Here is a 25,425-nt window from a genome sequence, read left to right as displayed (position 1 = left end):
CGCTGGATCGCCGACAACACCAACCCGGACGGCGTCACGGGCACCCTGCGCGAGGCCGTGCGGGGCGCGGACATCTTCATCGGCGTCTCCGCCCCGAACGTGCTCTCGGGCGAGGATGTGGCCGCCATGGCGGACGACGCGATCGTCTTCGCGCTGGCCAACCCGGACCCCGAGGTGGACCCGGCGATCGCCCGCCAGACCGCCGCCGTCGTCGCCACCGGCCGCTCCGACTTCCCGAACCAGATCAACAACGTGCTGGTCTTCCCGGGTGTCTTCCGTGGCCTCCTGGACGCCCAGTCCCGTACGGTGAACACCGACATGATGCTGGCCGCGGCGGGTGCGCTCGCGGATGTCGTCCACGACGACGAACTGAATGCCAACTACATCATTCCGAGCGTCTTCAACGACAAGGTCGCGGGAGCGGTCGCCGGAGCCGTGCGTGAAGCGGCCAAGCCTGTGACCGGGACCACCGCGGTCTGAGCCGGGCACGGCGCGTCGCGGCCCTTGGGCTACCGGGGGCCGCCATAGGGTGGCGGGCAGGAAAAAACGACCGCCACGGCGCTTTTCGTGTGACTCTCCGGGGTTCCGGATTGGCTTTCCCGCCACAGGTGGGGGCAGGATGCGTTCCGGGCGCGAGGGTCTGAACAGCAGACCCGGGTCCGGGGACTGTCCGAGGGCCCTGGCAGCATCGGCTTCGATCTCACGCCTAATGGCAAGATGAACACGGGAGTACAACATGAACCGCAGTGAGCTGGTGGCCGCTCTGTCCGAGCGCGCCGAGGTGACCCGCAAGGACGCCGACGCCGTTCTGGCGGCCCTGGCCGAGGTGACCGGTGAGGTCGTCGCCAAGGGCGACGAGAAGGTCACGATCCCCGGCTTCCTGACCTTCGAGCGCACCCACCGTGCCGCTCGCACCGCGCGTAACCCGCAGACCGGTGAGCCGATCGAGATCCCGGCCGGCTACAGCGTGAAGGTCTCCGCGGGTTCCAAGCTCAAGGAAGCCGCCAAGGGCAAGTAAGACGCCTGGCGCCTCACGCCTGGCGAACAACATAAGGGCGGCCACCCGGTGCGGGTGGCCGCCCTTCGCCGTTTCTCACGGCCTCAGGTGTCTCTCGGCGGCCTCTCGGCGGTCTCCCAGCCGCTCCACAGCCGTCTCTCACGGCCTGTGGCGGCCGCTCACGGGCCTGCGGGGCCCGGGCGGCGCCAGAAGGGCGCGGGAGAGCGTGCTAGAGGGCGTCGGCGCCGCCCGGCAGCTCCACCTTGGCACCCAGTTCGACCAGCTTGTGCATGAAGTTCTCGTAGCCCCGGTTGATCAGGTCGATGCCGTGGACCCGGGACGTGCCCTGGGCGGCGAGGGCCGCGATCAGGTACGAGAAGCCGCCGCGCAGGTCGGGGATGACCAGGTCGGAGCCCTGGAGGCGGGTGGGTCCTGAGACCACCGCCGAGTGCAGGAAGTTCCGCTGGCCGAAGCGGCACGCCGAGCCGCCCAGGCATTCGCGGTAGAGCTGGATGTGCGCGCCCATCTGGTTGAGCGCGGAGGTGAAGCCCAGCCGCGACTCGTACACCGTCTCGTGGACGATGGACAGCCCCGAGGCCTGGGTCAGCGCCACCACCAGCGGCTGCTGCCAGTCGGTCTGGAAGCCGGGGTGGACGTCGGTCTCCAGGGCGATCGCGTTGAGCTTGCCCCCCGGGTGCCAGAACCGTATGCCCTCGTCGCCGATGTCGAAGGCGCCACCGACCCTGCGGAAGGTGTTGAGGAAGGTCATCATCTCGCGCTGGCGGGCGCCGCGTACGTAGACGCTGCCCTCGGTCGCCAGGGCGGCACTCGCCCAGGAGGCGGCCTCCAGGCGGTCCGGGAGGGCGCGGTGGTTGTAGCCGTCCAGCTTGTCGACACCGGTGATCCGGATCGTCCGGTCGGTGTCCATGGAGATGATGGCGCCCATCTTCTGCAGCACGCAGATGAGGTCCTCGATCTCCGGTTCGACCGCGGCGTTCGAGAGTTCTGTCACACCCTCGGCGAGCACCGCCGTGAGCAGCACCTGCTCGGTGGAGCCCACCGACGGGTACGGCAGCCGGATCTTCGTGCCCCGCAGCCGCTGCGGAGCCTCCAGGTACTGGCCGTCCGCGCGCTTCTCGATCGTCGCGCCGAACTGTCGCAGCACGTCGAAGTGGAAGTCGATCGGCCGGCCGCCGATGTCGCAGCCGCCCAGGCCCGGGATGAAGGCGTGGCCGATGCGGTGCAGCAGCGGACCGCAGAAGAGGATCGGGATGCGCGAGGAGCCGGCGTGCGCGTCGATGTCGGCGACATTGGCGCTCTCCACGTGAGTGGGGTCCATCACCAGCTCGCCGGACTCGTCACCGGGGCGCACCGTCACGCCGTGCAGCTGCAGCAGCCCGCGCACCACCCGCACATCGCGGATGTCGGGCACGTTGCGCAGTCGGCTCGGTCCGCTGCCGAGCAGGGCGGCGACCATGGCCTTCGGCACGAGGTTCTTCGCGCCGCGGACGTTGATCTCGCCCTCCAGCGGGGTGCCGCCGTGGACGAGCAGGACATCGTTCGAGCGGGTCATCTGGTCTCGCGTTCCTGTGTCGGTCAAGGGGGCAAAGGGCAAGACTAATGGCCCGCGAGGCCGCCCCCGTAAGGCTGTTGCACCGATGAATTCGCTCCGAATGTGTCGCGCCACACTCCGTTCCTTCACCGAAACCGACCGTCACGTGCGCCGCTCCTGCTGTCGTACGCCCCGACCTGCTCTCATACGGGTCTCGACTTCCACTCCCCGTCCGGACCCGATATGCGGGATCATGTGGCCATGACCGAGGTGTCCTCGCTCACAGGACGGCTGCTTGTCGCGACACCGGCGCTTGCTGACCCGAACTTCGACCGCGCGGTGGTGCTGCTCCTCGACCATGACGAGGAGGGCTCACTCGGCGTGGTCCTGAACCGTCCGACCCCGGTGGGCGTCGGGGACATCCTGGAGTCCTGGGCCGGACTGGCCGGTGAGCCGGGGGTGGTCTTCCAGGGCGGTCCGGTCTCGCTGGACTCGGCGCTGGGCGTGGCCGTGGTGCCGGGGGAGTCGGGCCGGTCCCCGGCACGCGGCGAGGAGGCCGGACCACTCGGCTGGCGCAGGGTGCACGGGGCGATCGGCCTCGTCGACCTGGAGGCGCCGCCGGAGCTGCTGGCGGCCGCGGTGGGCTCCTTGCGGATCTTCGCGGGGTACGCGGGATGGGGCCCGGGGCAGTTGGAGGACGAGCTGTCGGACGGTGCGTGGTACGTGGTGGAGTCGGAGCCGGGGGACGTGTCGTCGCCGTCCCCGGAGCGGCTGTGGCGGTCGGTGCTGCGCCGCCAGCGCAGTGAGCTGGCGATGGTCGCGACGTACCCGGACGACCCCTCGCTCAACTGAGGGCCGCCGGTCTGGCCAGGCATCCGAGGGCGGTACGGGGCGGGCGGCCCGCCGGGACACGCGCCCGCCGGGCGTCGCGGGCATGAGTACCCTAGGGCTGTATGAGCACTGTTGAGCCCGAGCGCGGGGCAGGCACGGGGACCCTCGTTGAGCCGACACCTCAGGTGTCGCACGGTGACGGCGACCACGAGCGCTACGCCCACTACGTACAGAAGGAAAAGATCATGGAGAGCGCGCTCTCCGGATCTCCCGTCGTCGCACTGTGCGGCAAGGTCTGGGTCCCGGGCCGCGACCCGAAGAAGTACCCGGTCTGTCCCATGTGCAAGGAGATCTTCGAGGGCATGGGCGCCGGTGGCGACAAGGACAAGGACGGCAAGGGCGGCGACGGCAAGAAGTAGCCTCCGCGCCCGGCCGCGCCCGAGCTCCGCGTAGACGGCACGTCCGACCCGTGGTCCGAGAGGGGGCCGCGGGTCGGACGTGCCGTGCTGTCCGGCCCCATCCGGCCCCGTGTCGCGCGGCGGGTGATCCCAGTAGGGTCGGCCCCATGAGCGGGCGTACGGAGAACGGATTACGGGACGCGGCCGGGAACGAAGGGGCGCCGCGAGCGGCGTATCTGGTGTTCGGCGCGCGCGAGGTCGACGAGCCGGACGCGGAAGGCGCCGGACTCTACTGCCAGTTCGAGAAGGACTGGGACGCCCAGCTGGAGCAGTGCGGGCGGCTGGCCCGCGAGCGCGGCTACCGGTCGGCCGGCAGCTGTGTGGTCTCCGCCGCGCAGCCGGGTCTGCCGCGGCTGCTGGAGTGGGCGGACGACCCCGGCTGCGAGATCGTCCTCGCGCCGAGTGCCCGCATCCTGGGGCGTATCGAGAAGACCTGGCCGGACTGGGGCCAGGTGGTGGAGCGGCTGGCGGCGGCGGGTGCCCGGGTGGAGGCCGTGCCGTATCCCGAGCCCGCCTATCCGGGCGAGAAGCTGACGCACTCCTGAGAGCTGACGCACTCCTCAGACTCGTCAGGCCGGTATCCGGGCCCCCGCTTCTGGGTCACGGATTGGTCGAGACCTCTTGTCCGGGCCGCGAACGCACCCTAGCCTGCCGCCTATTGTGCTGTGCGAAACACGCGTTGCATGGTATGCAACGCCCTCCCAAGGGTGCGTTTCCATGAAGCTCTCCAGGCCCCTCCGCCGTCCCCGCCGCCTCGCCGTCCCCACTGTGGCGCTCGTCCTCGCCGGGCTCACCGCCACCGCCTGCGCCCCCTCCACCTCGGACAACAGCGCCAAGGAAGACAACAAGAGCGGAAAGCTCCGCGTCTGGCTCTTCCAGGAGGTCGACAACAAGCCCAAGCAACGGATCGTCGACGGCGTCGTGTCCGCCTTCGAGAAGAAGCACGACGGGGTCAAGGTCGACGTCACCTACATCCCCATCGACACCCGCGCGCAGAAGATCAAGGCCGCCTTCAACGATCCCAAGAGCGCCCCCGACATCATCGAGTACGGGAACACCGACACGGCCGGTTATGTGGAGGACGGCGGACTCGCCGACATCAGCAAGGAGTTCGGCGCCTGGGACGAGGCGCCGAACACCGACTCCACCGCCAAGAACTCGGTGACCGTGGGCGGCAAGGTGTACGGCGTGCCGCTGTTCGTCGGCGTACGGGCGCTGTACTACCGCACCGACGTCTTCAAGGACCTCGGCCTCAAGCCGCCCACCAGTCAGAAGGACCTCATCGCGACCGCGAAGGAGATACGCGAGCGGCGGTCCGATCTCTACGGCATCTCGGTCGGCGGCGCCTACACCTACGGCGCGCTGCCCTTCGTCTGGGCCAATGGCGGCGAGCTGGCCACCGAGAAGGGCTCCTTCGGCTCCAACGAGTACACGTCGGCCATCGACAGCGCCGAAGCCAAGAAGGGCATCAAGGCGTACACCTCGCTCATCACCGACGACAACTGCCCTCCCGCCAAATGCGCCCAGTGGGGCGGCAACGACAGCGTCGCCGCCTTCGCCGCGGGCAAGTCGGGCATGACGATCGGCGGCGACTTCAACCACGCGGCGATCGAGGCGGGGGCGGTCAAGGGCAAGTACGCGGTCGTGCCGCTGCCCGGCGTCAAGGAGGGCAGCATCGCCCCGGCGTTCGCGGGCGGGAACAACCTGGGCGTGCTCAAGAGCAGCAGCCACCGCTCGCTCTCCGTCGGCCTGCTGGAGGAGCTGGCCGGGAAGAAGACGCAGACCAAGCTCTACGACGCCATGGGCTTCCTGCCCACCTTCACCGATGTGCGCGGGGACGTCGCGCGGAAGGACCCGTTCGTCGAGCCCTTCGTGAAGACGCTCGACACCAGCTCCACGTTCGTGCCCGCCTCGCCCGGCTGGTCGGCCATCGACTCCCAGCTCGTGCTGCCGACGATGTTCCAGCAGGTCATCAGCGGCCGTAAGAGCGTCGACGCCGCGGCCTCCGAGGCCGCGAAGAAGATGGACGAGGCATTCGGCAAGTGACATCGGGGACCCTCAGCCAGCACGCCGGGCCGGAACCGGCCCGAACACCACCGTCCCGGCGGGCCGCGCGCGTCACCCGGCGGCGGGCCGGGCGGGGGAGCCGGACGCCCTGGCTCTACCTCGCCCCGGCCCTCGTCGTCCTCGGCGGGCTGCTGATCTATCCCATCTATCAGCTCGGGCTCATCTCGTTCCTGGAGTACACCCAGGCCCAGGTGAGCGGCGGCGAGCCGACCAGCTTCCAGGGCTTCGCCAACTACGCGGAGCTGTTCCGCGACGCCGAGTTCTGGAGCGTCACCCTCACCACCGTCGTCTTCGCCGCGGTGTGCGTCGTCTCCACCCTCGCGGTCGGCTGCGCGCTCGCGGTGCTGCTCACCCGGGTCCGGGCGGTCCCGCGGCTGGCGCTGATGCTGGCCGCGCTCGGCGCCTGGGCCACCCCGGCGGTCACCGGCTCCACGGTCTGGCTGTTCCTGTTCGACCCCGACTACGGGCCCGTCGACCGGGTCCTGACGTGGTTCGGGCTCTCCGGCTTCCACGACTACTCCTGGACGTATGAGCGCTACAGCGCCTTCGCCCTGGTGCTGTTCGAGATCGTGTGGTGTTCGTTCCCGTTCGTGATGGTCACCGTGTACGCGGGCATCAAGGCCATCCCGGCGGAGGTGCTGGAGGCCGCCGCCCTCGACGGCGCCTCCGCCTGGCGGATCTGGCGCGGGATCATGGCCCCGATGCTGCGGCCGATCCTCGTCGTGGTGACGATCCAGTCCATCATCTGGGACTTCAAGGTCTTCACCCAGATCTACGTCATGACCAACGGCGGCGGCACCGCGGGCCAGAACATGGTGCTGAACGTCTACGCCTATCAAGAGGCGTTCGCGTCCTCCGAGTACGGCCTCGGCTCGGCGATCGGCGTGGTGATGCTGCTGATCCTGCTCGCCGTCACCCTGGTCTATCTGCGGCTGCTGCGACGGCAGGGAGAAGAACTGTGAGCCACGCCCCCGCCCCCAGCGTCCCCGCTGCCGCCCCGCGCCGCGCGTTCCGCGTCCGCCGCCCCTGGCGGCTCGCGGCCGAGGTCACCGCCCTGGCCGTCGCCGTCGTCGTCGCCTTCCCGCTCTACTGGATGGTGCTCTCGGCCTTCAAACCGGCCGGGGAGATCCGGTCCGCCCACCCCCGGCCATGGACCTCCGCACCCTCCCTGGACTCCTTCCGGCGCGTGTTCGAACAGCACGACTTCGGCCGCTACTTCCTCAACAGCCTGCTGGTCGCCGGGGCGGTGGTGATCGCCTCGGGGATCATCGCCTTCCTCGCCGCGACCGCCGTCACCCGCTTCCGCTTCAAGTTCCGCACCACGCTGCTGGTGATGTTCCTCGTCGCACAGATGGTGCCGATCGAGGCGCTGACCATCCCTATGTTCTTCCTGATGCGGGATCTGGGCGACGCCGTGCCCGGAGTCGGGCTCAACACCCTGGGCTCGCTGATCCTGCCGCACATCGCCTTCTCGCTGCCGTTCGCGATCTGGATGCTGCGCGGCTTCGTGAAGGCCGTCCCCGAATCCCTGGAGGAGGCGGCCTATCTGGACGGCGCGAGCCGCTCCCGCTTCCTGTGGCAGATCCTGTTCCCGCTGGTCCTCCCCGGGCTCGTCGCCACCAGTGTCTTCTCCTTCATCTCCGCCTGGAACGACTTCCTGTTCGCCAAGTCGTTCATCATCAGCGCGACCGAGAACTCCACCCTTCCGATGGCGCTCCTCGTCTTCTTCCGGGACGAGGGCAACGACTGGGGAGGCATCATGGCGGCGTCCACGATCATGACCATCCCCGTGCTGATCTTCTTCGTACTCGTACAGCGCCGTCTGGTCTCCGGGCTGGGCGGAGCGGTAAAGGACTGACGCGATGCCACAGCAGCCCGTCACCGACCTGATCCCCGCCCCGCTGCGGGCCGTCCCCACCCTCGGCGGCGGCGAGGGCTACGTCCTCGACGAGGACAGCCGGCTGGAGGCCGGCCCCGGCACCGAGCGCGTGGCCCGCTGGCTGCGCGCCACCGTCGGGGCCGCCACCGGTCTGCGGCTGGACCCGCATACCGACGACTGGAACCGGATCGTGCTGGAGCTCGACCCGGCCTTGAGGGAGCGGCTCGGCCCCGAGGGGTACAGCCTCTGCGTCGACGGCCACGCGGTCGTCATCAAGGGCGGCGGCGAGCCGGGCCTGTTCTGGGGCGCCCAGACGCTGCGTCAGCTGCTCGGAAGGGACGCCTTCCGGTGCGCTCCCATCGACCCCGGCCACCGCGAGTGGTCCGTGCCCGCGCTCTATGTCGAGGACGCGCCCCGCTTCGCCTGGCGCGGGCTGATGCTGGACGTGGCCCGCCACTTCCTGCCCAAGGACGGCGTCCTCGCTTATATCGACCTGCTGGCCGCCCACAAACTCAATGTGCTCCATCTCCATCTGACCGACGACCAGGGCTGGCGGCTGGAGATCCGCCGCTACCCGGAGCTGACCGCCACCGGCGCCTGGCGGACGCGCACCAAACTCGGCCACCGAGCCTCCCCGCTATGGGACGAACGCCCCCACGGCGGCTACTACACCCAGGACGACATCCGCGAGATCGTCGCCTACGCCGCCGAGCGCCACATCACCGTCGTCCCCGAGATCGACATCCCCGGGCACAGCCAGGCCGCCATCGCCGCCTACCCGGAGCTGGGCAACACGGACGTCATCGACACCGCCTCCCTCGGGGTCTGGACCACCTGGGGCATCAATCCGAACGTACTCTCCCCCACCGACACCACGCTCCGCTTCTTCGAGAACGTGCTCGAAGAAGTGCTGGACCTCTTCCCCGGCACGTTCGTCCACCTCGGCGGCGACGAATGCCCCAAGGAGCAGTGGAAGGCCTCACCGGCCGCCCAGGAGCGCATCCGCGAGCTGGGATTGGCGGACGAGGACGCGCTGCAGAGCTGGTTCATCCGGCACTTCGGCGGCTGGCTCGCCGATCGCGGCCGACGGCTGATCGGCTGGGACGAGATCCTGGAGGGCGGCGCGCCGCGCGCCCCCCTGCCCGACGGCGCCGCCGTCTCCTCCTGGCGCGGCTACGCGGGCGGCATCACCGCGGCCCGGGCCGGACACGACGTCGTCATGTGCCCCGAACAGCAGGTCTACTTCGATCACCGGCAGGCCCCGGGCGAGGACGAGCCGGTCCCCATCGGCTACGTCCGCACCCTGGAGGACGTCTATCGCTTCGAGCCGGTTCCCGCGCAGCTCACCGAGGCCGAGGCCGCACGCGTCCTGGGCGCGCAGGCCAACGTCTGGACCGAGGTGATGGAGGACCGGCGGCGGGTCGACTACCAGACCTTCCCCCGTCTCGCCGCCTTCGCCGAAGCCGTATGGTCCGCCCTTCCGCCGCCGCCCGAGCGGGACTTCGCGGAATTCGAGGGGCGCATGGAAGCACACTACGCCCGTCTGGACGCGCTGGGCGTGAGCTATCGCCCGCCCTCCGGTCCGCGCCCCTGGCAGCGCCGACCCGGCCTGCTCGGACGTCCGATCGAGGGATCGCCCCCGATCGTGTGAGCCCACGGCAAGGCGCTCGCCCCCGCGCCCCGCCCCTGGGACGGTGGACGTCCGGTCGTTACGCAAGTTCGTACAAGGGTCCCTGAAACGTGGCAATCCACACTCGACGGAGACGTCACCCGAAACCCGTACCATCCCCCAGGTCAGGGACGGAACCGTGCTTCCTGGACCCTCGCGACGGCAGGCGTGCGAGATGTGCCAGAGTTGCCACGTCCGGGCTGTGAGCACGTACCGTACGGCGCAACAGCCGGGACACCGGGGAAGGGGCAGCTGGGTTGACCACGCACGCACCGCAGGCGGCGCACACGGTGACGTTGCCGGGCTCGCTCGATGAGGCCGTGGCGGCGCTGGCCGCCATGCCCGCCGCCGTGCCCGTCGCCGGCGGTACCGATCTGATGGCCGCGGTCAACTCCGGCCTGCTGCGGCCCGCCGCGCTCGTCGGGCTCGGCCGGATCAGCGAAATCCGCGGCTGGCGCTACCTGGACGGACACGCCCTGCTCGGCGCCGGACTCACCCACGCCCGGATGGGCCGCCCCGACTTCGCGGCGCTCATCCCGGCCCTGGCCGCGGCCGCGCGCGCCGCGGGCCCCCCGCAGATCCGCAACGCCGGAACGCTCGGCGGCAACATCGTCACCGCCGCCCCCACCGGCGACGCGCTGCCCGTGCTCGCCGCCCTGGAGGCCACCCTCGTCATCGCCGGGCCCGAGGGCGCGCGCCGCGAGATCCCGGTCAGTCATCTGCTCGCCGGAGTCGAGATGCTGAGCCCCGGTGAACTCGTCGGATTCGTCCGGGTTCCGCTGCTGCACGCCCCGCAGGCCTTCCTCAAGGCCACCGGGCGCACCGGCCCCGGCCGGGCCACCGCGTCCGTCGCCGTCGTCCTCGACCCGGCGCGCCGGGGCGTGCGCTGCGCGGTGGGGGCGGTCGCGCCGATGCCGCTGCGCCCGCTGGAGGCCGAGCGCTGGGTCGCCTCGCTCATCGACTGGGACGGCGAGCGCGGCCATCTCGATCCGCAGGTCACCACGGCATTCGGCGAGTACGTGGCCGCCGCGTGCATCCCGGACCAGCCGCCGCCGGAGGACGGCTCCGAGCCGGTCCCCCTGCCGCCCGCGGCGATCCATCTGAGGCGTACGGTGGCAGCCCTGGCCCGCCGAGCATTGGGGAGGGCACTCGCGTGAGTGACGAACAGCGGCCGGACCCGGGGAGCGGGTGGCAGCCGATGCCGCACGGCCCGGAGTACGACGCGGAGTCGACGGCTTTCGTCCAGCTTCCGCCCGACTTCCAGTTCCCGGAGCCGGGCGACCCGGCCGCGGGCTGGGACCCGCTCGCCGCGCCCGGCACCGGCTACACCCCGCCGCCGATGCCCGGCGCGCCGTCCCAGGGCGGCCAGTGGCAGCCGGGCGGGCACGGCGGCCCGTACGACACGTCCGGACAGGACCACTCCGGCACCGGGCACTGGACCATGCCCCACCCGGACACCGGCGGCTACGCGTACGGCGGCCACCAGGACCAGCACGGCGGTCACCAGTGGCCGGCGCCCGCCGAGGACGCCGGGGGCCAGGCAGGACATGTGCCGCACACCGGTCACTGGCCGGTGCGCACCGAGGAGCCGGTCGACGACTGGCCGCTGCCCGAGGGCGCCACCCACGGCGAGGGCACCCCGGTGCACACCAGCCAGTGGACGATCCCGGTCGCGGGCGACGAGGGCGTGGACGAGACCGGTGAGTACCGGGTCGACGACCACCCCGGCCCGGCGGCCCCGCCGTACGGCGGCCCGGTCGCCCCGGGGGACCCCGGAGACCTCGGCGATCCGGCGGAGACCGCCCAGCTGCGGCTGCCGTTCGGCCGTAACGCGCGGCAGCAGCAGGCCGCCCCGTACCAGCAGCAGCCTCAGCAGCCGTCGCACGCCGACCAGGTCCATACCGACCAGGCGGGACACAGCGGCCAGTGGTCGGTCCCGGCGGCCGACGAGGGCGTGGACGACTCTGGGGAGTACGTGGTCGAGGGCCGCCCCGGCCCGGCCGCCCGGCAGGGCGCCCCGGCGCGCCGTCCGCTGCGGATGCCCGACGACGACGCGCCGCGCGAGCACTCCGCCCCGGCGACCCCGCCGCACGGCACGCCGCCCCAGGGCACCCCCGCGCAGGGCACCCCGGCCCAGGGCACGCCCGTCCACGGCACTCCGCCGGACGGTATGGACGGCAGCACCTGGCACGGCGCGTTCGTACGGGAACGGGTGCGGGAGCGGGGACAGGAGCGGGAGGACGACCGGCACGCGGGCCCCGCGGCGCCCGGCGTCCCGCCCGAAGAGGCCGCCTGGCAGCGCGAGTTCACCGACGGCACCGGGCTACACGGCCCCTCCGCCGGGGACTCGGGCGAGTTCGTGGTGGACCCCGGACACCCCGGTCACCCCGGGCCGCACACCCCGCCGCACGGCAGCCCGGCCCCCGGCGGGCCCGCTGCCGAGGACCGGGCCGGGGCCGAACAGCAGGCGGCCGACGAGGCGTTCACGGACGCCCCGGAGCGGCCCGTCCCGGCCGAGAACCCGGCCTCCGACCCGGCCGAGAGCCCGGCGGACGCCCCCGAGGCCGCCGACGCTCCCGCCGAGCCCCTCCCCGCCCCCGCCGAGGACGAGGACCCGGGGCCCCGAGCCGACCAGCCGGACCCGGCCCACAGCGAGCACCCCCAGGCGTCGTACGTGCTGCACGTCAACGGCGCCGACCGGCCCGTCACCGACTCCTGGATCGGCGAGTCGCTGCTCTACGTGCTGCGCGAGCGGCTCGGCCTCGCCGGTGCCAAGGACGGCTGCTCGCAGGGCGAGTGCGGCGCCTGCTCGGTCCAGGTCGACGGGCGGCTCGTCGCCTCCTGCCTGGTGCCCGCCGCGACCGCCGCGGGCTCGGAGGTCCGTACGGTCGAGGGCCTCGGCCAGAACGGGCAGCCCTCCGACGTCCAGCGCGCGCTGGCCGAGTGCGGCGCCGTCCAGTGCGGCTTCTGCGTGCCCGGGCTCGCGATGACCGTGCACGACCTGCTGGAGGGCAACCACGCCCCCACCGACCGGCAGACCCGCCAGGCGATCTGCGGCAACCTCTGCCGCTGCTCCGGCTACCGCGGAGTCGTCGACGCCGTACGCGAGGTCGTCGCGGCCCGCGAAGCGGCCGACGAGGCGGCGCGGGCCGCGGAAGCCGACGAGGACGAGGCGGCGGTACACGACCCGGCCCGCATCCCGCGGCAGGCGGGCCCGCCCGGCACCGGGAACCGGGGCGACGGCGGCAACGGCAGCGGTATGGGAAGGGCATCGGCATGACCGGAATCGCGGACGGCGCGGGAGCCGTCACCGCCACCCCCTCCGCCGGAACGCCCGTCCCGCCGCCGCCCCACATGGGGCTCGGCGTGTCGCTCCAGCCCGCCGACGTGACGGCCAAGGCGTCCGGGACCTTCCCGTACGCGGCCGACCTGTGGGCCGAGGGGCTGCTGTGGGCCGCCGTACTGCGCTCTCCGCATCCGCATGCCCGCATCGTCTCCATCGACACCTCCCCGGCCGCAGGAATGCCCGGCGTGCACGCCGTGGTGACCCACGCCGACGTCCCCGGCGACGCCTCGCACGGCCGCCGGGTCGCCGACCGGCCGGTCTTCGCCAAGGACTTGGTGCGCCACCACGGCGAGCCCATCGCCGCGGTCGCCGCCGACCACCCCGACACCGCCCGGCTGGCCGCCGCCGCCATCGCCGTCGAGTACGAGGTGCTGGAGCCGGTCACCGACCCCGAGCAGGCCTTCGCCGCCGAACCGCTGCACCCCGACGGCAACCTGGTCCGCCACATCCCGCTGTCCTTCGGCGACCCGGAGGCCATGGGCGACGTCATCGTCGAGGGCCTGTACCGGATCGGCCGCCAGGACCCCGCGCCCATCGGCGCCGAGGCGGGCCTCGCCGTACCGCGCCCGGACGGCGGCGTGGAGATCTACACCGCCTCCACCGACCCGCACACCGACCGCGATCTGGCCGCCGCCTGCTTCGGTCTCGAACCGGAGCGCGTCAAGGTCGTCGTCACCGGCGTCCCCGGCGCGATGGGCGAGCGCGAGGACCCCGGTATGCAGCTGCCGCTCGGGCTGCTCGCGCTGCGCACCGGCCACCCGGTCAAGCTCGCCGCCACCCGCGAGGAGTCCTTCCTCGGCCACGCCCATCGCCACCCCACCCTGCTGCGCTACCGCCACCACGCGGACGCGCAGGGCAAGCTGGTGAAGGTCGAGGCGCAGATCCTGCTCGACTCGGGCGCCTACGCGGACTCCTCGGCGGAGACCCTGGCCGCCGCCGTGTCGTTCGCCTGCGGCCCCTACGTCGTCCCGCACGCCTTCATCGAGGGCTGGGCGGTCCGCACCAACAACCCGCCCTCCGGCCATGTCCGCGGCGAGGGCGCGATGCAGGTGTGCGCCGCGTACGAGGGCCAGATGGACAAGCTCGCGGCCAAGCTCGGCATCGACCCGGCCGAGATCCGGATGCGCAACGCCCTGGCCACCGGCGATCTGCTGCCCACCGGGCAGACCGTCACCTGCCCGGCGCCGGTCGCCGAGGTGCTGCAGGCCGTATGCGACGCCCCGCTGCCCGACCTCCCCGCCGACGAGCCCGAGGAGGACTGGCTGCTGCCCGGCGGCCCCGAGGGCGCCGGCGACCCGGCCGCCGTGCGGCGCGGCGTCGGCTACGCGCTGGGCATGGTGCACATGCTGGGCGCCGAGGGCGCCGACGAGGTGTCCACCGCCACCGTCAAGGTCACCGGCCCGGTCGCCACCGTCATCTGCGCGGCCGTCGAGACCGGCCAGGGCTTCACCACCCTGGCCCGCCAGATCGTGCAGGACGTCCTCGGCATCGAGGAGGTCCACGTCGCCCCCGTCGACACCGACCAGCCCCCGGCCGGACCCGCCTCGCGCGGCCGCCACACCTGGGTCTCGGGCGGTGCGGTCGAGCGCGCCGCGAAGATGGTCCGCACCCAGCTGCTCCAGCCGCTGGCGCACAAGTTCGGCATGTCCACCGAGCTGCTGACCATCGCCGACGGCAAGATCACCTCGTACGACGGCGTCCTCAGCACCACCGTCGAGGAAGCCCTCGAGGGCAAGGAGCTGTGGGCCACCGCGCAGTGCCGCCCGCACCCCACCGAACCGCTCGACGAGACCGGCCAGGGCGACGCCTTCGTCGGGCTCGCCTTCTGCGCCGTCCGGGCCGTGGTGGACGTCGACATCGAGATCGGCGCGGTCCGGGTCGTGGAGATGACCGTCGCCCAGGACGTGGGCCGGGTGCTCAACCCGCGCCAGCTGCGCACCCGCATCGAGTCCGGCATCGCCCAGGGCATCGGCGCCGCCCTCACCGAGAACCTGCGCACCTCGCGCGGCGTCATCCGCCACCCCGACCTCACCGGCTACGCCCTGCCGACCGCCGTGGACGTCCCCGACATCCGCATCGTCAAACTGGTCGAGGAGCGCGACGTGGTGGCCCCCTTCGGCGCGAAGGCGGCCAGCGCGATCCCGGTCGTCACCTCCCCGGCGGCGGTGGCGGCAGCCGTCCGCGCCGCCACCGGCCGCCCGGTCAACCGCCTCCCCATCCGCCCCCAGGCAGCGGTCGTCAACCGGACATAGCCACATGCTCGTGGACCCCTACGCGCTGCGCCCGTACCGCGGCGCCGACGACCACGAGGCCATGGCCGCCGTACGGCGCGGCTGTGCGGCACGGGATGGGGCCGACGTCCGCTCGGTCGTGGAGGGTGTACCGACGGCGGCCGAGATCGCCGAGACCTCCGCCGCGCTGGACGACCCGTTCCGCGACCAGGTCCTGGTGACGCACGGCGGACGTGTCGTCGGCCATGTGACGCTCCGGTGGTGGGAGGAGCGGGACGGTACGTGGCTGTACCTGCACCGCGGCCACCTCTTGCCCGAGCACCGCGGCCGGGGCGTTGGCACGGCCATGCTGGACTGGGCCGAGACCCGCGTCCGTCACCTCGTCGCCCGGCACGGGACCGCGCGGACGGCAGTCATCGGCGCGAACGCCATGGCCACCGAGCGGGACGCCACGGCGCTGCTGCTGGACGCCGGTTACCGGCGTGTCTTCAGCCTCGTCGAACTGGCCCTGCCCGACTTGCGCCAACTGCCCGGCCCCGGCCGCACCTTGCCGGCCGGCTTCACCCTGGGCCCCGTCGAACCCGCCGACTACCGCGCCGCCTGGCGGACGGTCGTCGACTCCTACGCGAACGCCCCCTTCACCGAGACCTGGGCCTTCGAGGACTTCCTCGCCACCGCCGCCCCGGCCTGCTGGCGAGCCGTCCGGCAGGGCGACCGGCTGGCCGGTGTCGCCCTGTGCTCGCCGCGCCGCCACGACCGTACGGTCGGCGAGGTCCAGGAGCTGAGCGTCGACGCGGACTTCCGCCGCCTGGGCCTCGGCCGGGCCGTCCTGCTCGCCGGACTGCACGCCCTCCGCGCCCAGGGCGCGACGACCGCCCGCCTCTACACGGGCACGGCCAATCCGCACCGCTCGTACGACCTCTACGAAAGCGTCGGCTTCCGCCGCCTGAACGAGTACGTCCGCTACCGCCGGAGCAACTGATACGCCGGGGGGATCGTCCTTCCTCATGATCCCCTTGGCCGCGGTTTCGGAAGGTGTCCGCTCGTGCCCCTCCTGCTCATGTCGATCAGTACGGCCTTCCTCCTGGCCATCGCCCTCTGGACCCCCGCCCGGGCGCACTGGCTGCGGCGGACCGGGCGGCAGGCGGAGGGGCGGGTGACCGGCCGCCTGGTGGTCGACCGCGGCGAGGACCACCACACCGAGCTGACCCTGACCTTCACCGACCACGACGGCCGCGACCGCGAGTTCGAGACCCGCCTGCTGACCACCCGGGCCGCCCCGGCCGTCGGCACCCGCGTCCCGGTCGGCTATCCCGCCGACCGCCCGGAAGAGGCCCGGATGCTGACGTACACCTGGCGGGCGACCCGGTCCTACCTGGCCTTCTTGCTGCTGGGCGTGATGTGGATGACGGCGCTGGTGCCGCACTTGCAGTAGCCGACCAGGCGGAGAGCCGTGGCCATGGCGTTACAGGGCGATCAGCCCGGCTGTCGTCTTCTCGAAGCCACAGGCATCGAAGTAGAACGAACGCAGATGCTCCTCGAAGTCGACGTGAAGCCACTCGCACGTCGCGGCACGGGCTTCTTCGGCCGCAGTGGCGATAAGCGCCGTGCCGACTCTTCTTGCCCGGCAATGCGGGGCGACCACCGTGTCCAGGACGAAGGCATGCGTTCCGCCGTCCCAGACAACGTTGACGAAGCCGATCAGAGAGCCGCCTTCCCACGCGCAGACCCAGCCAAGGCTGTGGCGCTCAAGTCGTGTCCGCCAGTCGGTCTGAGCGACCGGGTGGCCGAAGCCGTCGGCGTGCAGCGCGTTGAGGGAGGCATTGTCGAAGTCGCCCCGCCACTCGTACGTGATCGTCACGCCCTGATCGTATGGGCGGCGCATCCGGGCGGCTGTTCAGCAGACGCGGCCGTTCAGTAGAGCGGGAAGGCCCAGCCGCCGGGGTACCAGGGCTCGCGGTCGCCGCGGAAGGCCGCCGAGGCGAGGGGGAGCGCGCCGGGGCGCAGTTCCTCGACGAGGCCTGCGGCGGCGAGGGTGGTGAGCGAGGTGCCGCCGAGGAAGGCGGCGCCCAGCTCTGCCGCCGTCAGGCGCAGGTCGGCCGGGGCGGTTGTCGGCTCGCAGGCCGCGTTCCCGCCGTCCGCCTGCAACCGGTGGCGGCCGGTGTTCCACGGACAGAAGTCGTCCCGTACGTCCAGGACGAGGTCGATCGGGAGGCTGTAACTCCGGCCCGCGAGGGCCCGGTCGACGTCGACCGGGCGCAGCCACAGGCGGTCCACCGGGGCGGCGCGGACCGCTCGGGGGTCGGCCAGCAGGTGCGGGAGGGGCTCGTCCACGGCGCCTTCGTAGTCGATCCAGGTCGACAGGTCGATCCCGGCGAGGTAGCGCCACAGCGCGGCGTACGCCTGGCGCGAGAGCGCCGCCAGCTCCACGACCTGTACGACGGCGGCGTCCGGCTCGGAGCTGTGCCGGTAGAGGGCGTAGCCGGTGGCGCGACCGTCGGTCTCCTGGTGCACGGCGAACCGGAGCGCGGTCGCGGCACCGCGCCGGTGCGGATGGTCGGCGAGGCGTACGGCCCAGTGGGGCGCCTGCCGGTCGGGCCAGCCGGGCGTCGTGGTGCGGGCCTGGTCGTAGACGTTCTCCAGGATCGGGCGGGCCTGGCCGGCGTGGAGGAGCCGGATGGTTCCCTCGCCGAAGTCGGTGCCGGGGCGGAAGCGCATGGCGCGCCGGTCGTAGCGCATCTGGTTTCCGAGAGTCGCGGGGCCGTAGCCGTAGCGCCCGTAGATTCCGGCCTCGGAGGGGCGGAGTACGGCGATGGGCTCGCGCCGGTGCTCGTGCAGGCCGGTCAGCTGGGTGCGCATCATCGAGGTGAGGATGCCGCGGCGGCGATGTGTCGGGGCCACCCCCACGGAGGCGATCCCCGCCACGGGCAGGACGCCGCCGGGGACGGTCAGCATGCGGCGGTAGATGGACGCTCCGGCGACCGGCACCCCGCCGTCGAACGCGGCCAGGGTGCGGCCGAGGTCCGTCGCGTCCCGCTGGTGGGCCAGTTCCTCCTCCGACCGGTCCATGCCGTACGTATCGGCGATCATGCGCGCCCAGGGCGCGAACTCCTGGTCGAGGACGCTGCGAAGCCGGAACGGGGAATCGGTCACCGGGCATGTGTACATCGGTGTCCGGCGGCACCGCACGGGAATTAACCGCTTTCGCCCGGCGGCTGTCGTTTGCTAGTTCTTGCAGGATGCGGGAGACGTTGCAGACGGGCCATATCGCGATCGTGACCGGAGCGAGCCACGGCATCGGGGCCGCCACCGCCCGGGCGCTCGCCGCACGCGGTGTCGCCGTGCTGTGCGCCCACCTCGGGCCGGGCGGCGAGGAGGTGGCGGAGGAGATCCGCCGCGCGGGCGGGCGGGCCGCGGCGTTCGAGGCGGACCTCAGCGACTCCGCCGCCCCCGGAACCCTCTTCGACGTCGCCGAGGAACGCCTCGGCGCGGTCGACATCCTGATCAACAACGCCTCGGGGTGGGTGCAGGACACCTTCACCCCCGATCCGGCCGACCGGTTCGGGCGGCCGTTGCGGCCCGTCACCGCGGAGACGTGGTCGCGGCAGTTCGCGGTGGACGCGATGGCCCCGGCCCTGCTGATCGCCGAGCTGGCCGGGCGCCACCGGGCCCGGGGCGCCGGGTGGGGGCGGATCGTCGGGCTGACGTCGGGCGGGGACCTCGGCTTTCCGGGGGAGGTCTCGTACGGCGCCGCGAAGGCCGCCCAGGTCAACTACACGATGTCCGCCGCCGTGGAGCTGGCCGGACTCGGCATCACCGCCAACATGGTGCACCCGCCGGTGACCGACACCGGATGGGTGACGGACGAGGTGCGGCAGTTCGTCGCGTCGAGCGGTAGCCACTTCCACGTCGCCGAACCGGCCGAGGTCGCGGAGACGATCGTGTTCCTCACGTCCGACGAAGCGGCGCTCGTCACCGGCAACACGATCACCCTCCGCTGAGCCGAGGTCGCGGGGCCTACCGCAGCACCAGCTGCACGATCGCCGCCGTCCCCACCGTCACGATCAGCGCCCGCAGCGCGGCCGGGCTGAAGCGGCGGCCCACCATGGCTCCGGTCGTGCCGCCGACGGCGGAGCCGACCGCGATGAGGAGGACGGCCGTCCAGTCGAAGTGGGCGGCGAAGAGGAAGAACAGCGCGGCGACGGAGTTCACGACGGCGGCGAGGACGTTCTTGATGCCGTTGAGGCGTTGCATCGGCTCGTCGAGCAGCATGCCCATCAGGGACATGTAGATGATGCCCTGGGCGGCGGCGAAGTAGCCCCCGTAGACACTGGCGAGCGTCAGCCCGAGCAGCAGCAGCGGCCCGACATCCCGCCGCCCGGTGTCGCCCGCCGCCTCCCGTCGGCTGCGCACCTTCTTGGCGATCACCGGCTGCAGCACGACCAGCACCAGCGCCAGCCCCACCAGCGTCGGCACGATCCGCTCGAACGCCGAGCTGGGCAGCCTCAGCAGCAGCGTGGCCCCCGCGAGCCCCCCGACCAGCGCCCCGGCACTCAGCTTCAGCACCCGCCGCCCTTGCCCCCGCAGCTCCTTGCGGTAACCGATGGCCCCACTGATGGAACCGGGTATGAGCCCGAGCGCGTTGGACACCGTGGCGGTGACGGGCGGCAGCCCGGTGGCGAGGAGCACGGGAAACGTGATCAGCGTCCCGGACCCCACAACGGAGTTGATCCCCCCGGCCCCCACCCCCGCCACAAAGACGGCCACCATCTCCCACGGCGTCACGCCGCCACCTCCCGCTCGCTGCCTGATGGACGTCTCATAAGGCCCGACGTTAGACGGTGATCGCTTCGGTGTCCGCCGAAGTCCGGGCGGGGCGCCCGCCGATGGGGCCCCGCCCGAAGGGTCAGCGGGAGGTGTCCAGGGACTGGGCCAGGGTGGGGCCTATCAGGGTCAGGGCCTGTTCGTGCAGCAGGTGGTAGTGGTGGGTCGGGACGCCGTGGACCTTGACCTCGCCGGAGACGTACGGCTGCCAGGACTCGGGGACGTGCTGGGCGTCACGCTGGTAGCCGGGGATCTCCTCGTCGGCGGTGAAGAGGAGCATGTCGCCCTCGAAGCGGTCGGGGGCGAACTTGCGCATCAGTTCCTGGTCGTTGAGGAAGATGTCGAGCAGCGGGAAGCTGTGCTCGCCCTCCAGGAGCCGCTTCGGCAGGCCGGTCTCTTGGCTGAGGTCGGCGATGAGCTGGTCGCCGTCGTCGAGGCCGTCGGGGTGGGCTTCCAGCCAGCCGGGGGCGAAGATGTCGCCGCCGCCGATGTTGTCCAGCAGGACGCCGAGCCACCGGCGCTTGCCCAGGTCCGGGAGGTCGGGTAGGGCCAGGTCGTTGTCGGGGTAGGCGTCGATGACGGTGAGGGTGGCGACCTCTTCGCCCTCGCTCTGTAGCTGAGTGGCCATGGCGTGGGCGATGAGCCCGCCGAAGGACCAGCCGAGCAGGTGGTACGGGCCGGTCGGCTGGACGGTGCGTATCTGGTCCAGGTAGTCGGCGGCCATCTCCTGGACGTTGGCGGGCAGCACGTCGGGCTCGGTCAGGCCGCGCGCCTGGAGGGCGTAGACGGGCTGGTCCGGGGCGAGGTGGCGCATCAGGCCGGTGTACGACCAGCCGAGGCCGCCGCCGGGGTGGACGCAGAACAGCGGCGGGCGCTCGCCCTCGCCGCGCAGCGGCAGCAGGGTGTCGAGCGGGTGCAGCTGCGGGGCGTCGACGGGGGTGACGGAGTCGAGGCGGGCCACCAGGCGGGCGACGGTCGGAGCCTCGAACAGGTCACGCATCGACAGCTCGGTGTCCAGGGCGGTACGGGCCTGGCTGGCCAGCTTGGACGCGAGCAGGGAGTGGCCGCCGAGGAGGAAGAAGTCGTCGTCGATGGTGACGTCGGGGGCGCCCAGCACCTCGCCGAACAGCGCGCACAGCGCCTCCTCGCGGGGAGTGCGGGGCGCGCGGCCGCCGCGGGCGGCCTCGTGGGAGGGGACGGGCAGCGCGGCCCGGTCCAGCTTGCCGTTGGGGCTCAGCGGCAGTGTGCCGAGGACCATGAACGCGGTGGGCACCATGTGCTCGGGCAGATCGCGGTGGAGCATCTCGCGGGCGGTGGCGACGCACGGCGCGGCGTCGCCCTCGGCCGTCAGATAGGCCACCAGACGCTGGTCGCCGGGCTGGTCCTCGCGGACGATCGCCGCGGCCTCCGCGACATCCGGCAGGGCGCGCAGCGCGGTCTCGACCTCGCCGGTCTCGATGCGGAAGCCGCGCAGCTTGACCTGGTCGTCGGAGCGGCCCAGGTAGGCGACGCCGCCGTCCGGCAGTCGCCGGGCCAGGTCGCCGGTGCGGTACATGCGGGCGCCGGGCGCGCCGAAGAGGTGGCCGTACGGGTCGGGCACGAAGCGCCCGGCGGTCAGCGACGGCCGGTCGTGGTAGCCGCGGGCCAGCTGCGGCCCGGCCAGGTAGACCTCGCCGACGGCCCCGGCGGGGGCGTGCCGGAGGGCGGAGTCGAGGACGTACAGGCGGCTGTTCCACACCGGGGCGCCGATCGGGACCGGTCCGGTGGCGCCGGGCTCGCAGGTGTGGGCGCTGATGTCGACGGTGGCCTCGGTGGGCCCGTACACGTTGTGCAGCGGTATGCCGGGCAGCAGCCGGTGGAAGCGGTCGGCAGTCTCGCGCGGCAGCGCCTCGCCGCCGCAGAACACCTGGCGCAGGCTGCCTGCGCACTGCTCGGCGACGTCGGGTTCGGCGAGGAACGCGCGGAGCATCGACGGGACGAACTGGAGCGTGGTGATGCGCTCTTCGCGGACGGTGCGCACCAGGTACGCGGGGTCCTTATGGCCGCCGGGCTGGGCGAGCACCAGTGCGGCGCCGCTGACCAGCGGCCAGAAGAACTCCGCCACCGAGGCGTCGAATCCGGCCGGGGTCTTCTGGAGCAGCCGGTCCTCGGGGGTGAGGGGGTGGCTGCCCCGCATCCACTCCAGGCAGTTGACGATGGCACGGTGGGGGATCAGGACGCCCTTGGGGCGGCCGGTGGAGCCGGAGGTGTAGATGACGTACGCGGGGTGCTCGGGGTCGAGTGCCACCTGTGGCGCGTCGGCCTCGCCGGTGTCGTCGTACGGGTCGTCGAGCAGCAGCCGCTCGACACCGTCCGGGCCTTCCGCCGCGGGCAGCTGCTCGGCGTGCTCGGCGCGGGTGACGAGGAGCGCGGGCGCGGCGTCGTCGAGCATGAACGCCAGCCGGTCGGCCGGGTAGTCCAGCTCCAGCGGCAGATACGCGGCGCCCGACTTGAGCACCGCCAGCAGGGCGATGACCAGCTCGGGGGAGCGGGGCAGGGCGACGGCGACGGTGCGCTCCGGCCCCGCGCCGCGCGCGGTCAGCCGGTGGGCGAGCCGGTCGGCGGCGCGGTCCAGCTCGGCGTAGCTCAGCCGGGTGTCGCCGAAGACCACGGCCTCGGCGTCCGGGGTGCGGGCGGCCTGCGCCGCGAACAGCGCGGGCAGGGTGGTGCCGGAGGTGGCGTGCGCCGTGTCGTTCCATTCCTCGACGGCGCGCCGCCGCTCCTCGGCGGAGAGCAGCTCGATGGCGCCGACCGTGCGCTCCTTGTCCGAGGTGTCGGAGAGGGTGCGCAGGAGGTTCAGATACCGCTCGCGGTGGGCGATCAGACCGTCGGCGGTGTAGAGGTTGGAGTTCGCGTTGAGGTCGATGCGGATGCCGGTGCCGTCGGAACGGTCGTATCCCATGATCGAGAGGTCTTCGACGGTGCCGTTGGACAGGTTGTGCCCGACGACGCGATGTCCCGCGAAGTCGAAGTCGTAGTCGTACGTCATGATGTTGACGTGGGGGCCGAGGAAGCCGTTTCCGCCGTCCGGGAGGTGGAGATCCCGGGCCAGGTCGATATGGCGGTAGCGCTGATGGCGCAGCGCCTGCCGGACTTCCCGCGAGACCTGCCGGACCAGATCCCGTATTCGCATATCCGAGCGCACCTGGATGCGCAGCGGCACCACATTGGCGAACATTCCGGGAATCCCGCGCAGCGTGGCATCGGTGCGGGCGGTGACCGGCAGCGTCAGAATGATGTCCGTTTTACCGGTCAATCGATGCAGATAGGTGGCGGTCGCCGTGATAATCATGGCCGACCAGTGGGTCGCGTATTTACGCGCGGCGGCGCGCAGCTCGACCGCTTCCGCCTCGGTCAGGTAGGCGGTCTCCCGCAGCACGCTGGAGAGTTCATCGCCGGGGCGGCCGGAAAGCCGGGCGGGTTCCGGGGAATCCGCGAAGTGTTCCGTCCAGTACGCGCGGTCCTTGGCGAAATCCTCCGACGCCCGGTATTCCGCGTCCCGGTCGAGCATGGTCCGCAGAGAGCCCAGGATCGTTTCTGCCGGGGCCGGGTCGCCGCCTTCGACGAGCGCGGTGTAGATCTCGGCGGCGCGCCGGCCCACCAGGGCGGCGCTGCCCGCGTCCGACACGATGTGATGGGTGCCCTGGTACCAGTAGGAGCGATCCTCGCCCACCTTGATCAGGGCGAAGGAGAACAGCGGGTGGTCGTCCAGCTCCAGCCGGGTGGCCAGGTCGTGCTTCATCCAGTGAACCGCGGCGGCGTGCGGGTCAGGCTCGCCGCTCAGGTCGAGGACCGGGAAGTCCCAGTCGGCCACGGGGTCGAGGACCTGCCAGGGCACTCCGTCGTCCTCGCCGACGCGCACGTTGTACGGCTCGGCTTCCGAGACCGCCTGCCGCAGTGCCCTCTCGAATATCGCGGCGTCTATGGGGCCTTGAATCTCAAGGTACTCGCCGACCTTGAACGTCGTGCTCTCCGGCGGTTCCAGCTGCTGAATGAACCAGATCTCGCTCTGGCCGGTCGACAGTGGCAGACGGGTGGCCGGTACGGCGGGCTGCACATTTCCCCCAGACGGAACACAGGATCACAGGTCGAAACAAAGGGTGCCTGTTCAGTCACGGCGGGTTCTTCCTCGCGGACTGCAGGCACCACTGTGAGCCTATGCGGCGTAAACGCACTCACTGCGGGGGGTCGGAGACCATTCAGTGGGGAGAATGTGAAAAAGGTCAGGTGACCAGTTGCGTGAACGGCGTTCGCGATTCTGATCATGCGCCTCGTAAGGCCTGTGTGTCCAGAGGGTTTCTGGTAGTTCACCAGGAGAGCGGCCGGGCGGCGGGACGAGTGGCCCGGCCGAGTGACCCGGAAGAGCGGCCCGGGAGAGTGTTGCGGGAGTGGGGGAGCGCGGGGGCGCTGTGGAGGCCGTGGCGGGATTCGAACCCACGTAACTCGCTTTGCAGGCGAGCCCCTGAACCACTCGGGCACACGGCCAATGTCGTGCTTGTGCTTATGACCATACGGAGCGGCTCAGGGGGGATCAACGGTTCGGCGGCCGCTGCCATACGACTGACATACGCCGTTCACAACGGGCGTTCACGACGGCCGACAGAGGGTCCTCAGGGGCGGCCCGGGGCGTGCGGGTGCTCCAGGAAGTCCTCCACCACCGGGCGGAACAGCTCCGGCTCGTCCACCCACGGGTAGTGCCCCACGCCGTGCAGCGGCCGGGCGCGCCCGGCCGGGAACGACTCCGCGACCAGCTCCCCGGCCCGTACGCCGGTCACCGCGTCCCGGTCCCCGGTGATCGCCAGCACCGGGCACGCCACCTCGCGCAGCCGCGCCAGCACCGCGCGGCGGCCCGCCTCGTCCACGCCCTGCCAGAAGCCCGCGCGCGGCACCGGGCCCAGCTGCTCGCCCTCGCTCGCCGCGTGTGCCTGCTGAGGCTCGTCCCAGCGGCCGTAGGCCATCGGGGCGGCCCGCAGCAGCAGCTCGCGCACCTCGGCGAGGTCGGTGGTGTCGGGGAGCATCTGGATCGCCACGTACGCGTCCTGCCACCACGCCTCGTCGGCGCGCGACTCGAAGATCTCCCGGGCGTCCTCGGGCAGTTCGCCCTGCATCCGCGCGCCCGGGCAGACCAGGATCAGATGGGTGAGGTGCTCCGGGTGGGCCGCCGCGTACGCCTGCGCCGTGGCCGCCGCCGCGTCATGGGCGAGCAGCGCGAAGCGGGTGAGCCCGAGGTGGCGGCGGAGCGCCTCCAGGTCCTCGGCCAGCCCCGGGAACGCGTAGCCGCTCGGATCGGCGGCGGGCGGCGAGTCCCCGGTGCCGCGGCTGTCGGGGATGACCAGGGTGCGGTGGGCGTTGAGACCGCCGAGGTCGCCCAGGTAGGCGGCGTTCCGCCCCGGCCCGCCCGCCAGGCAGACGAGCGGCGGCCGCGCGGACCCGTCGCGGGCCTCCAGGACGCGGTAGGCCAGCTCCGATTGGTCGTACGACGTGTAGTGCGGCATAGGGCCAGCCTGCCTGATCAGAAGGGCATCGGCGGTG

Annotated in this window: 21 protein-coding genes and 1 tRNA gene; 15 read left to right on the top strand and 7 right to left on the bottom strand. The window is 72.1% G+C overall.

The genetic code is table 11. The features are described 5' to 3' along the window. Together ABZ370_RS42115 and ABZ370_RS42110 are read left to right on the top strand one after the other, a co-directional pair. A partial coding sequence (locus tag ABZ370_RS42115) for a malic enzyme-like NAD(P)-binding protein (RefSeq protein ID WP_358633244.1) occupies nucleotides 1–480 on the top strand: 480 nt, incomplete at its 5' end. Nucleotides 481–736: 256 nt separating this feature from the next. Next, nucleotides 737–1,018 carry an HU family DNA-binding protein gene (locus tag ABZ370_RS42110; RefSeq protein WP_009717479.1) on the top strand — a complete coding sequence of 94 codons (282 nt, stop codon included), beginning with the start codon at nucleotides 737–739 and terminating at the stop codon, nucleotides 1,016–1,018. 208 nt (nucleotides 1,019–1,226) lie between these two features. Here ABZ370_RS42110 and murA read toward each other — a convergent pair whose 3' ends face one another. Then, on the bottom strand, nucleotides 1,227–2,570 hold the full coding sequence (gene murA, locus ABZ370_RS42105; protein ID WP_358633240.1) for a UDP-N-acetylglucosamine 1-carboxyvinyltransferase: 1,344 nt from the start codon (nucleotides 2,568–2,570) through the stop codon (nucleotides 1,227–1,229). 240 nt (nucleotides 2,571–2,810) lie between these two features. Between murA and ABZ370_RS42100 the strand changes: the two genes are divergently transcribed. The 12 genes from ABZ370_RS42100 to ABZ370_RS42045 all read left to right on the top strand — a co-directional run bounded on the left by ABZ370_RS42100 (nucleotide 2,811) and on the right by ABZ370_RS42045 (nucleotide 16,465). After that, on the top strand, nucleotides 2,811–3,401 hold the full coding sequence (locus ABZ370_RS42100) for a YqgE/AlgH family protein (RefSeq protein ID WP_358633237.1): 591 nt from the start codon (nucleotides 2,811–2,813) through the stop codon (nucleotides 3,399–3,401). 101 nt (nucleotides 3,402–3,502) lie between these two features. Beyond that, nucleotides 3,503–3,799, top strand: coding sequence for a DUF3039 domain-containing protein (locus ABZ370_RS42095; protein WP_358633234.1), 297 nt, complete (start codon nucleotides 3,503–3,505; stop codon nucleotides 3,797–3,799). Nucleotides 3,800–3,945: 146 nt separating this feature from the next. Further along, on the top strand, nucleotides 3,946–4,383 hold the full coding sequence (locus tag ABZ370_RS42090) for a hypothetical protein (RefSeq protein ID WP_358633231.1): 438 nt from the start codon (nucleotides 3,946–3,948) through the stop codon (nucleotides 4,381–4,383). Between the two features lie 172 nt (nucleotides 4,384–4,555). Continuing rightward, complete coding sequence (locus tag ABZ370_RS42085; protein ID WP_358633228.1) at nucleotides 4,556–5,884, top strand: extracellular solute-binding protein; 1,329 nt, start codon at nucleotides 4,556–4,558, stop codon at nucleotides 5,882–5,884. Next, entirely contained in the window at nucleotides 5,881–6,867 is a 987-nt protein-coding gene (locus ABZ370_RS42080) for a sugar ABC transporter permease (protein WP_358633225.1), read from the top strand. Before ABZ370_RS42085 ends, ABZ370_RS42080 begins: the two co-directional genes overlap by 4 nt. Beyond that, nucleotides 6,864–7,763 (top strand): carbohydrate ABC transporter permease, encoded by a 900-nt coding sequence (locus tag ABZ370_RS42075; RefSeq protein ID WP_358633222.1) that lies wholly within the window; start codon nucleotides 6,864–6,866, stop codon nucleotides 7,761–7,763. The genes ABZ370_RS42080 and ABZ370_RS42075 overlap by 4 nt, the downstream gene beginning before the upstream one ends. A 4-nt stretch (nucleotides 7,764–7,767) precedes the next feature. Continuing rightward, on the top strand, nucleotides 7,768–9,435 hold the full coding sequence (locus ABZ370_RS42070) for a beta-N-acetylhexosaminidase (protein ID WP_358633220.1): 1,668 nt from the start codon (nucleotides 7,768–7,770) through the stop codon (nucleotides 9,433–9,435). 275 nt (nucleotides 9,436–9,710) lie between these two features. After that, entirely contained in the window at nucleotides 9,711–10,610 is a 900-nt protein-coding gene (locus ABZ370_RS42065; RefSeq protein ID WP_358633217.1) for an FAD binding domain-containing protein, read from the top strand. After that, nucleotides 10,607–12,733 (top strand): 2Fe-2S iron-sulfur cluster-binding protein, encoded by a 2,127-nt coding sequence (locus tag ABZ370_RS42060; RefSeq protein WP_358633214.1) that lies wholly within the window; start codon nucleotides 10,607–10,609, stop codon nucleotides 12,731–12,733. Before ABZ370_RS42065 ends, ABZ370_RS42060 begins: the two co-directional genes overlap by 4 nt. Further along, complete coding sequence (locus ABZ370_RS42055) at nucleotides 12,730–15,051, top strand: molybdopterin cofactor-binding domain-containing protein (protein ID WP_358633211.1); 2,322 nt, start codon at nucleotides 12,730–12,732, stop codon at nucleotides 15,049–15,051. Before ABZ370_RS42060 ends, ABZ370_RS42055 begins: the two co-directional genes overlap by 4 nt. Nucleotides 15,052–15,055: 4 nt before the next feature. Next, nucleotides 15,056–16,012 (top strand): GNAT family N-acetyltransferase, encoded by a 957-nt coding sequence (locus ABZ370_RS42050; protein WP_358633208.1) that lies wholly within the window; start codon nucleotides 15,056–15,058, stop codon nucleotides 16,010–16,012. 63 nt (nucleotides 16,013–16,075) lie between these two features. Then, nucleotides 16,076–16,465: a DUF3592 domain-containing protein gene (locus ABZ370_RS42045; RefSeq protein ID WP_358633205.1), complete on the top strand. Its 390-nt coding sequence runs from the start codon at nucleotides 16,076–16,078 to the stop codon at nucleotides 16,463–16,465. Nucleotides 16,466–16,495: 30 nt separating this feature from the next. On the opposite strand, the gene ABZ370_RS42040 is transcribed toward ABZ370_RS42045, so the two are convergent. Together ABZ370_RS42040 and ABZ370_RS42035 are read right to left on the bottom strand one after the other, a co-directional pair. Further along, nucleotides 16,496–16,891: a GNAT family N-acetyltransferase gene (locus ABZ370_RS42040; RefSeq protein ID WP_358633203.1), complete on the bottom strand. Its 396-nt coding sequence runs from the start codon at nucleotides 16,889–16,891 to the stop codon at nucleotides 16,496–16,498. Nucleotides 16,892–16,944: 53 nt separating this feature from the next. After that, a complete protein-coding gene (locus tag ABZ370_RS42035; protein ID WP_358633200.1) occupies nucleotides 16,945–18,183 on the bottom strand; it encodes a GNAT family N-acetyltransferase in 1,239 nt (412 codons plus the stop codon). 86 nt (nucleotides 18,184–18,269) lie between these two features. Here ABZ370_RS42035 and ABZ370_RS42030 point away from each other — a divergent pair, with 86 nt between their 5' ends. Beyond that, on the top strand, nucleotides 18,270–19,031 hold the full coding sequence (locus tag ABZ370_RS42030) for an SDR family oxidoreductase (protein WP_358633197.1): 762 nt from the start codon (nucleotides 18,270–18,272) through the stop codon (nucleotides 19,029–19,031). A 16-nt stretch (nucleotides 19,032–19,047) separates the two neighbouring features. Here ABZ370_RS42030 and ABZ370_RS42025 read toward each other — a convergent pair whose 3' ends face one another. From ABZ370_RS42025 to ABZ370_RS42010, 4 genes are all read right to left on the bottom strand, one after another. Continuing rightward, nucleotides 19,048–19,815 carry a sulfite exporter TauE/SafE family protein gene (locus ABZ370_RS42025; RefSeq protein ID WP_358633194.1) on the bottom strand — a complete coding sequence of 256 codons (768 nt, stop codon included), beginning with the start codon at nucleotides 19,813–19,815 and terminating at the stop codon, nucleotides 19,048–19,050. Between the two features lie 121 nt (nucleotides 19,816–19,936). Continuing rightward, nucleotides 19,937–23,950, bottom strand: a complete 4,014-nt coding sequence (locus ABZ370_RS42020) for an amino acid adenylation domain-containing protein (RefSeq protein ID WP_358633191.1) — start codon at nucleotides 23,948–23,950, stop codon at nucleotides 19,937–19,939. A 353-nt stretch (nucleotides 23,951–24,303) separates the two neighbouring features. Then, nucleotides 24,304–24,378: transfer RNA gene (locus ABZ370_RS42015), tRNA-Cys, on the bottom strand. Between the two features lie 125 nt (nucleotides 24,379–24,503). Then, nucleotides 24,504–25,388 carry an alpha/beta hydrolase gene (locus ABZ370_RS42010; protein WP_358633188.1) on the bottom strand — a complete coding sequence of 295 codons (885 nt, stop codon included), beginning with the start codon at nucleotides 25,386–25,388 and terminating at the stop codon, nucleotides 24,504–24,506. Nucleotides 25,389–25,425: the final 37 nt, after the last annotated feature.

The sequence above is a fragment of the Streptomyces sp. NPDC005962 genome (assembly GCF_040629205.1).
Taxonomy (GTDB): domain Bacteria; phylum Actinomycetota; class Actinomycetes; order Streptomycetales; family Streptomycetaceae; genus Streptomyces.
The sequence above is the reverse complement of the archived record's forward strand: the minus strand, read 5'-3'. Positions and strand labels throughout refer to the sequence as shown.

Coding starts and splice junctions, on each gene's coding strand:
- ABZ370_RS42110 (WP_009717479.1), top strand. CDS start 737: ATGAACCGCAGTGAGCTGGTGGCCGCTCTGTCCGAGCGCGCCGAGGTG.
- murA (WP_358633240.1), bottom strand. CDS start 2,570: ATGACCCGCTCGAACGATGTCCTGCTCGTCCACGGCGGCACCCCGCTG.
- ABZ370_RS42100 (WP_358633237.1), top strand. CDS start 2,811: ATGACCGAGGTGTCCTCGCTCACAGGACGGCTGCTTGTCGCGACACCG.
- ABZ370_RS42095 (WP_358633234.1), top strand. CDS start 3,503: ATGAGCACTGTTGAGCCCGAGCGCGGGGCAGGCACGGGGACCCTCGTT.
- ABZ370_RS42090 (WP_358633231.1), top strand. CDS start 3,946: ATGAGCGGGCGTACGGAGAACGGATTACGGGACGCGGCCGGGAACGAA.
- ABZ370_RS42085 (WP_358633228.1), top strand. CDS start 4,556: ATGAAGCTCTCCAGGCCCCTCCGCCGTCCCCGCCGCCTCGCCGTCCCC.
- ABZ370_RS42070 (WP_358633220.1), top strand. CDS start 7,768: ATGCCACAGCAGCCCGTCACCGACCTGATCCCCGCCCCGCTGCGGGCC.
- ABZ370_RS42055 (WP_358633211.1), top strand. CDS start 12,730: ATGACCGGAATCGCGGACGGCGCGGGAGCCGTCACCGCCACCCCCTCC.
- ABZ370_RS42050 (WP_358633208.1), top strand. CDS start 15,056: ATGCTCGTGGACCCCTACGCGCTGCGCCCGTACCGCGGCGCCGACGAC.
- ABZ370_RS42030 (WP_358633197.1), top strand. CDS start 18,270: ATGCGGGAGACGTTGCAGACGGGCCATATCGCGATCGTGACCGGAGCG.
- ABZ370_RS42010 (WP_358633188.1), bottom strand. CDS start 25,388: ATGCCGCACTACACGTCGTACGACCAATCGGAGCTGGCCTACCGCGTC.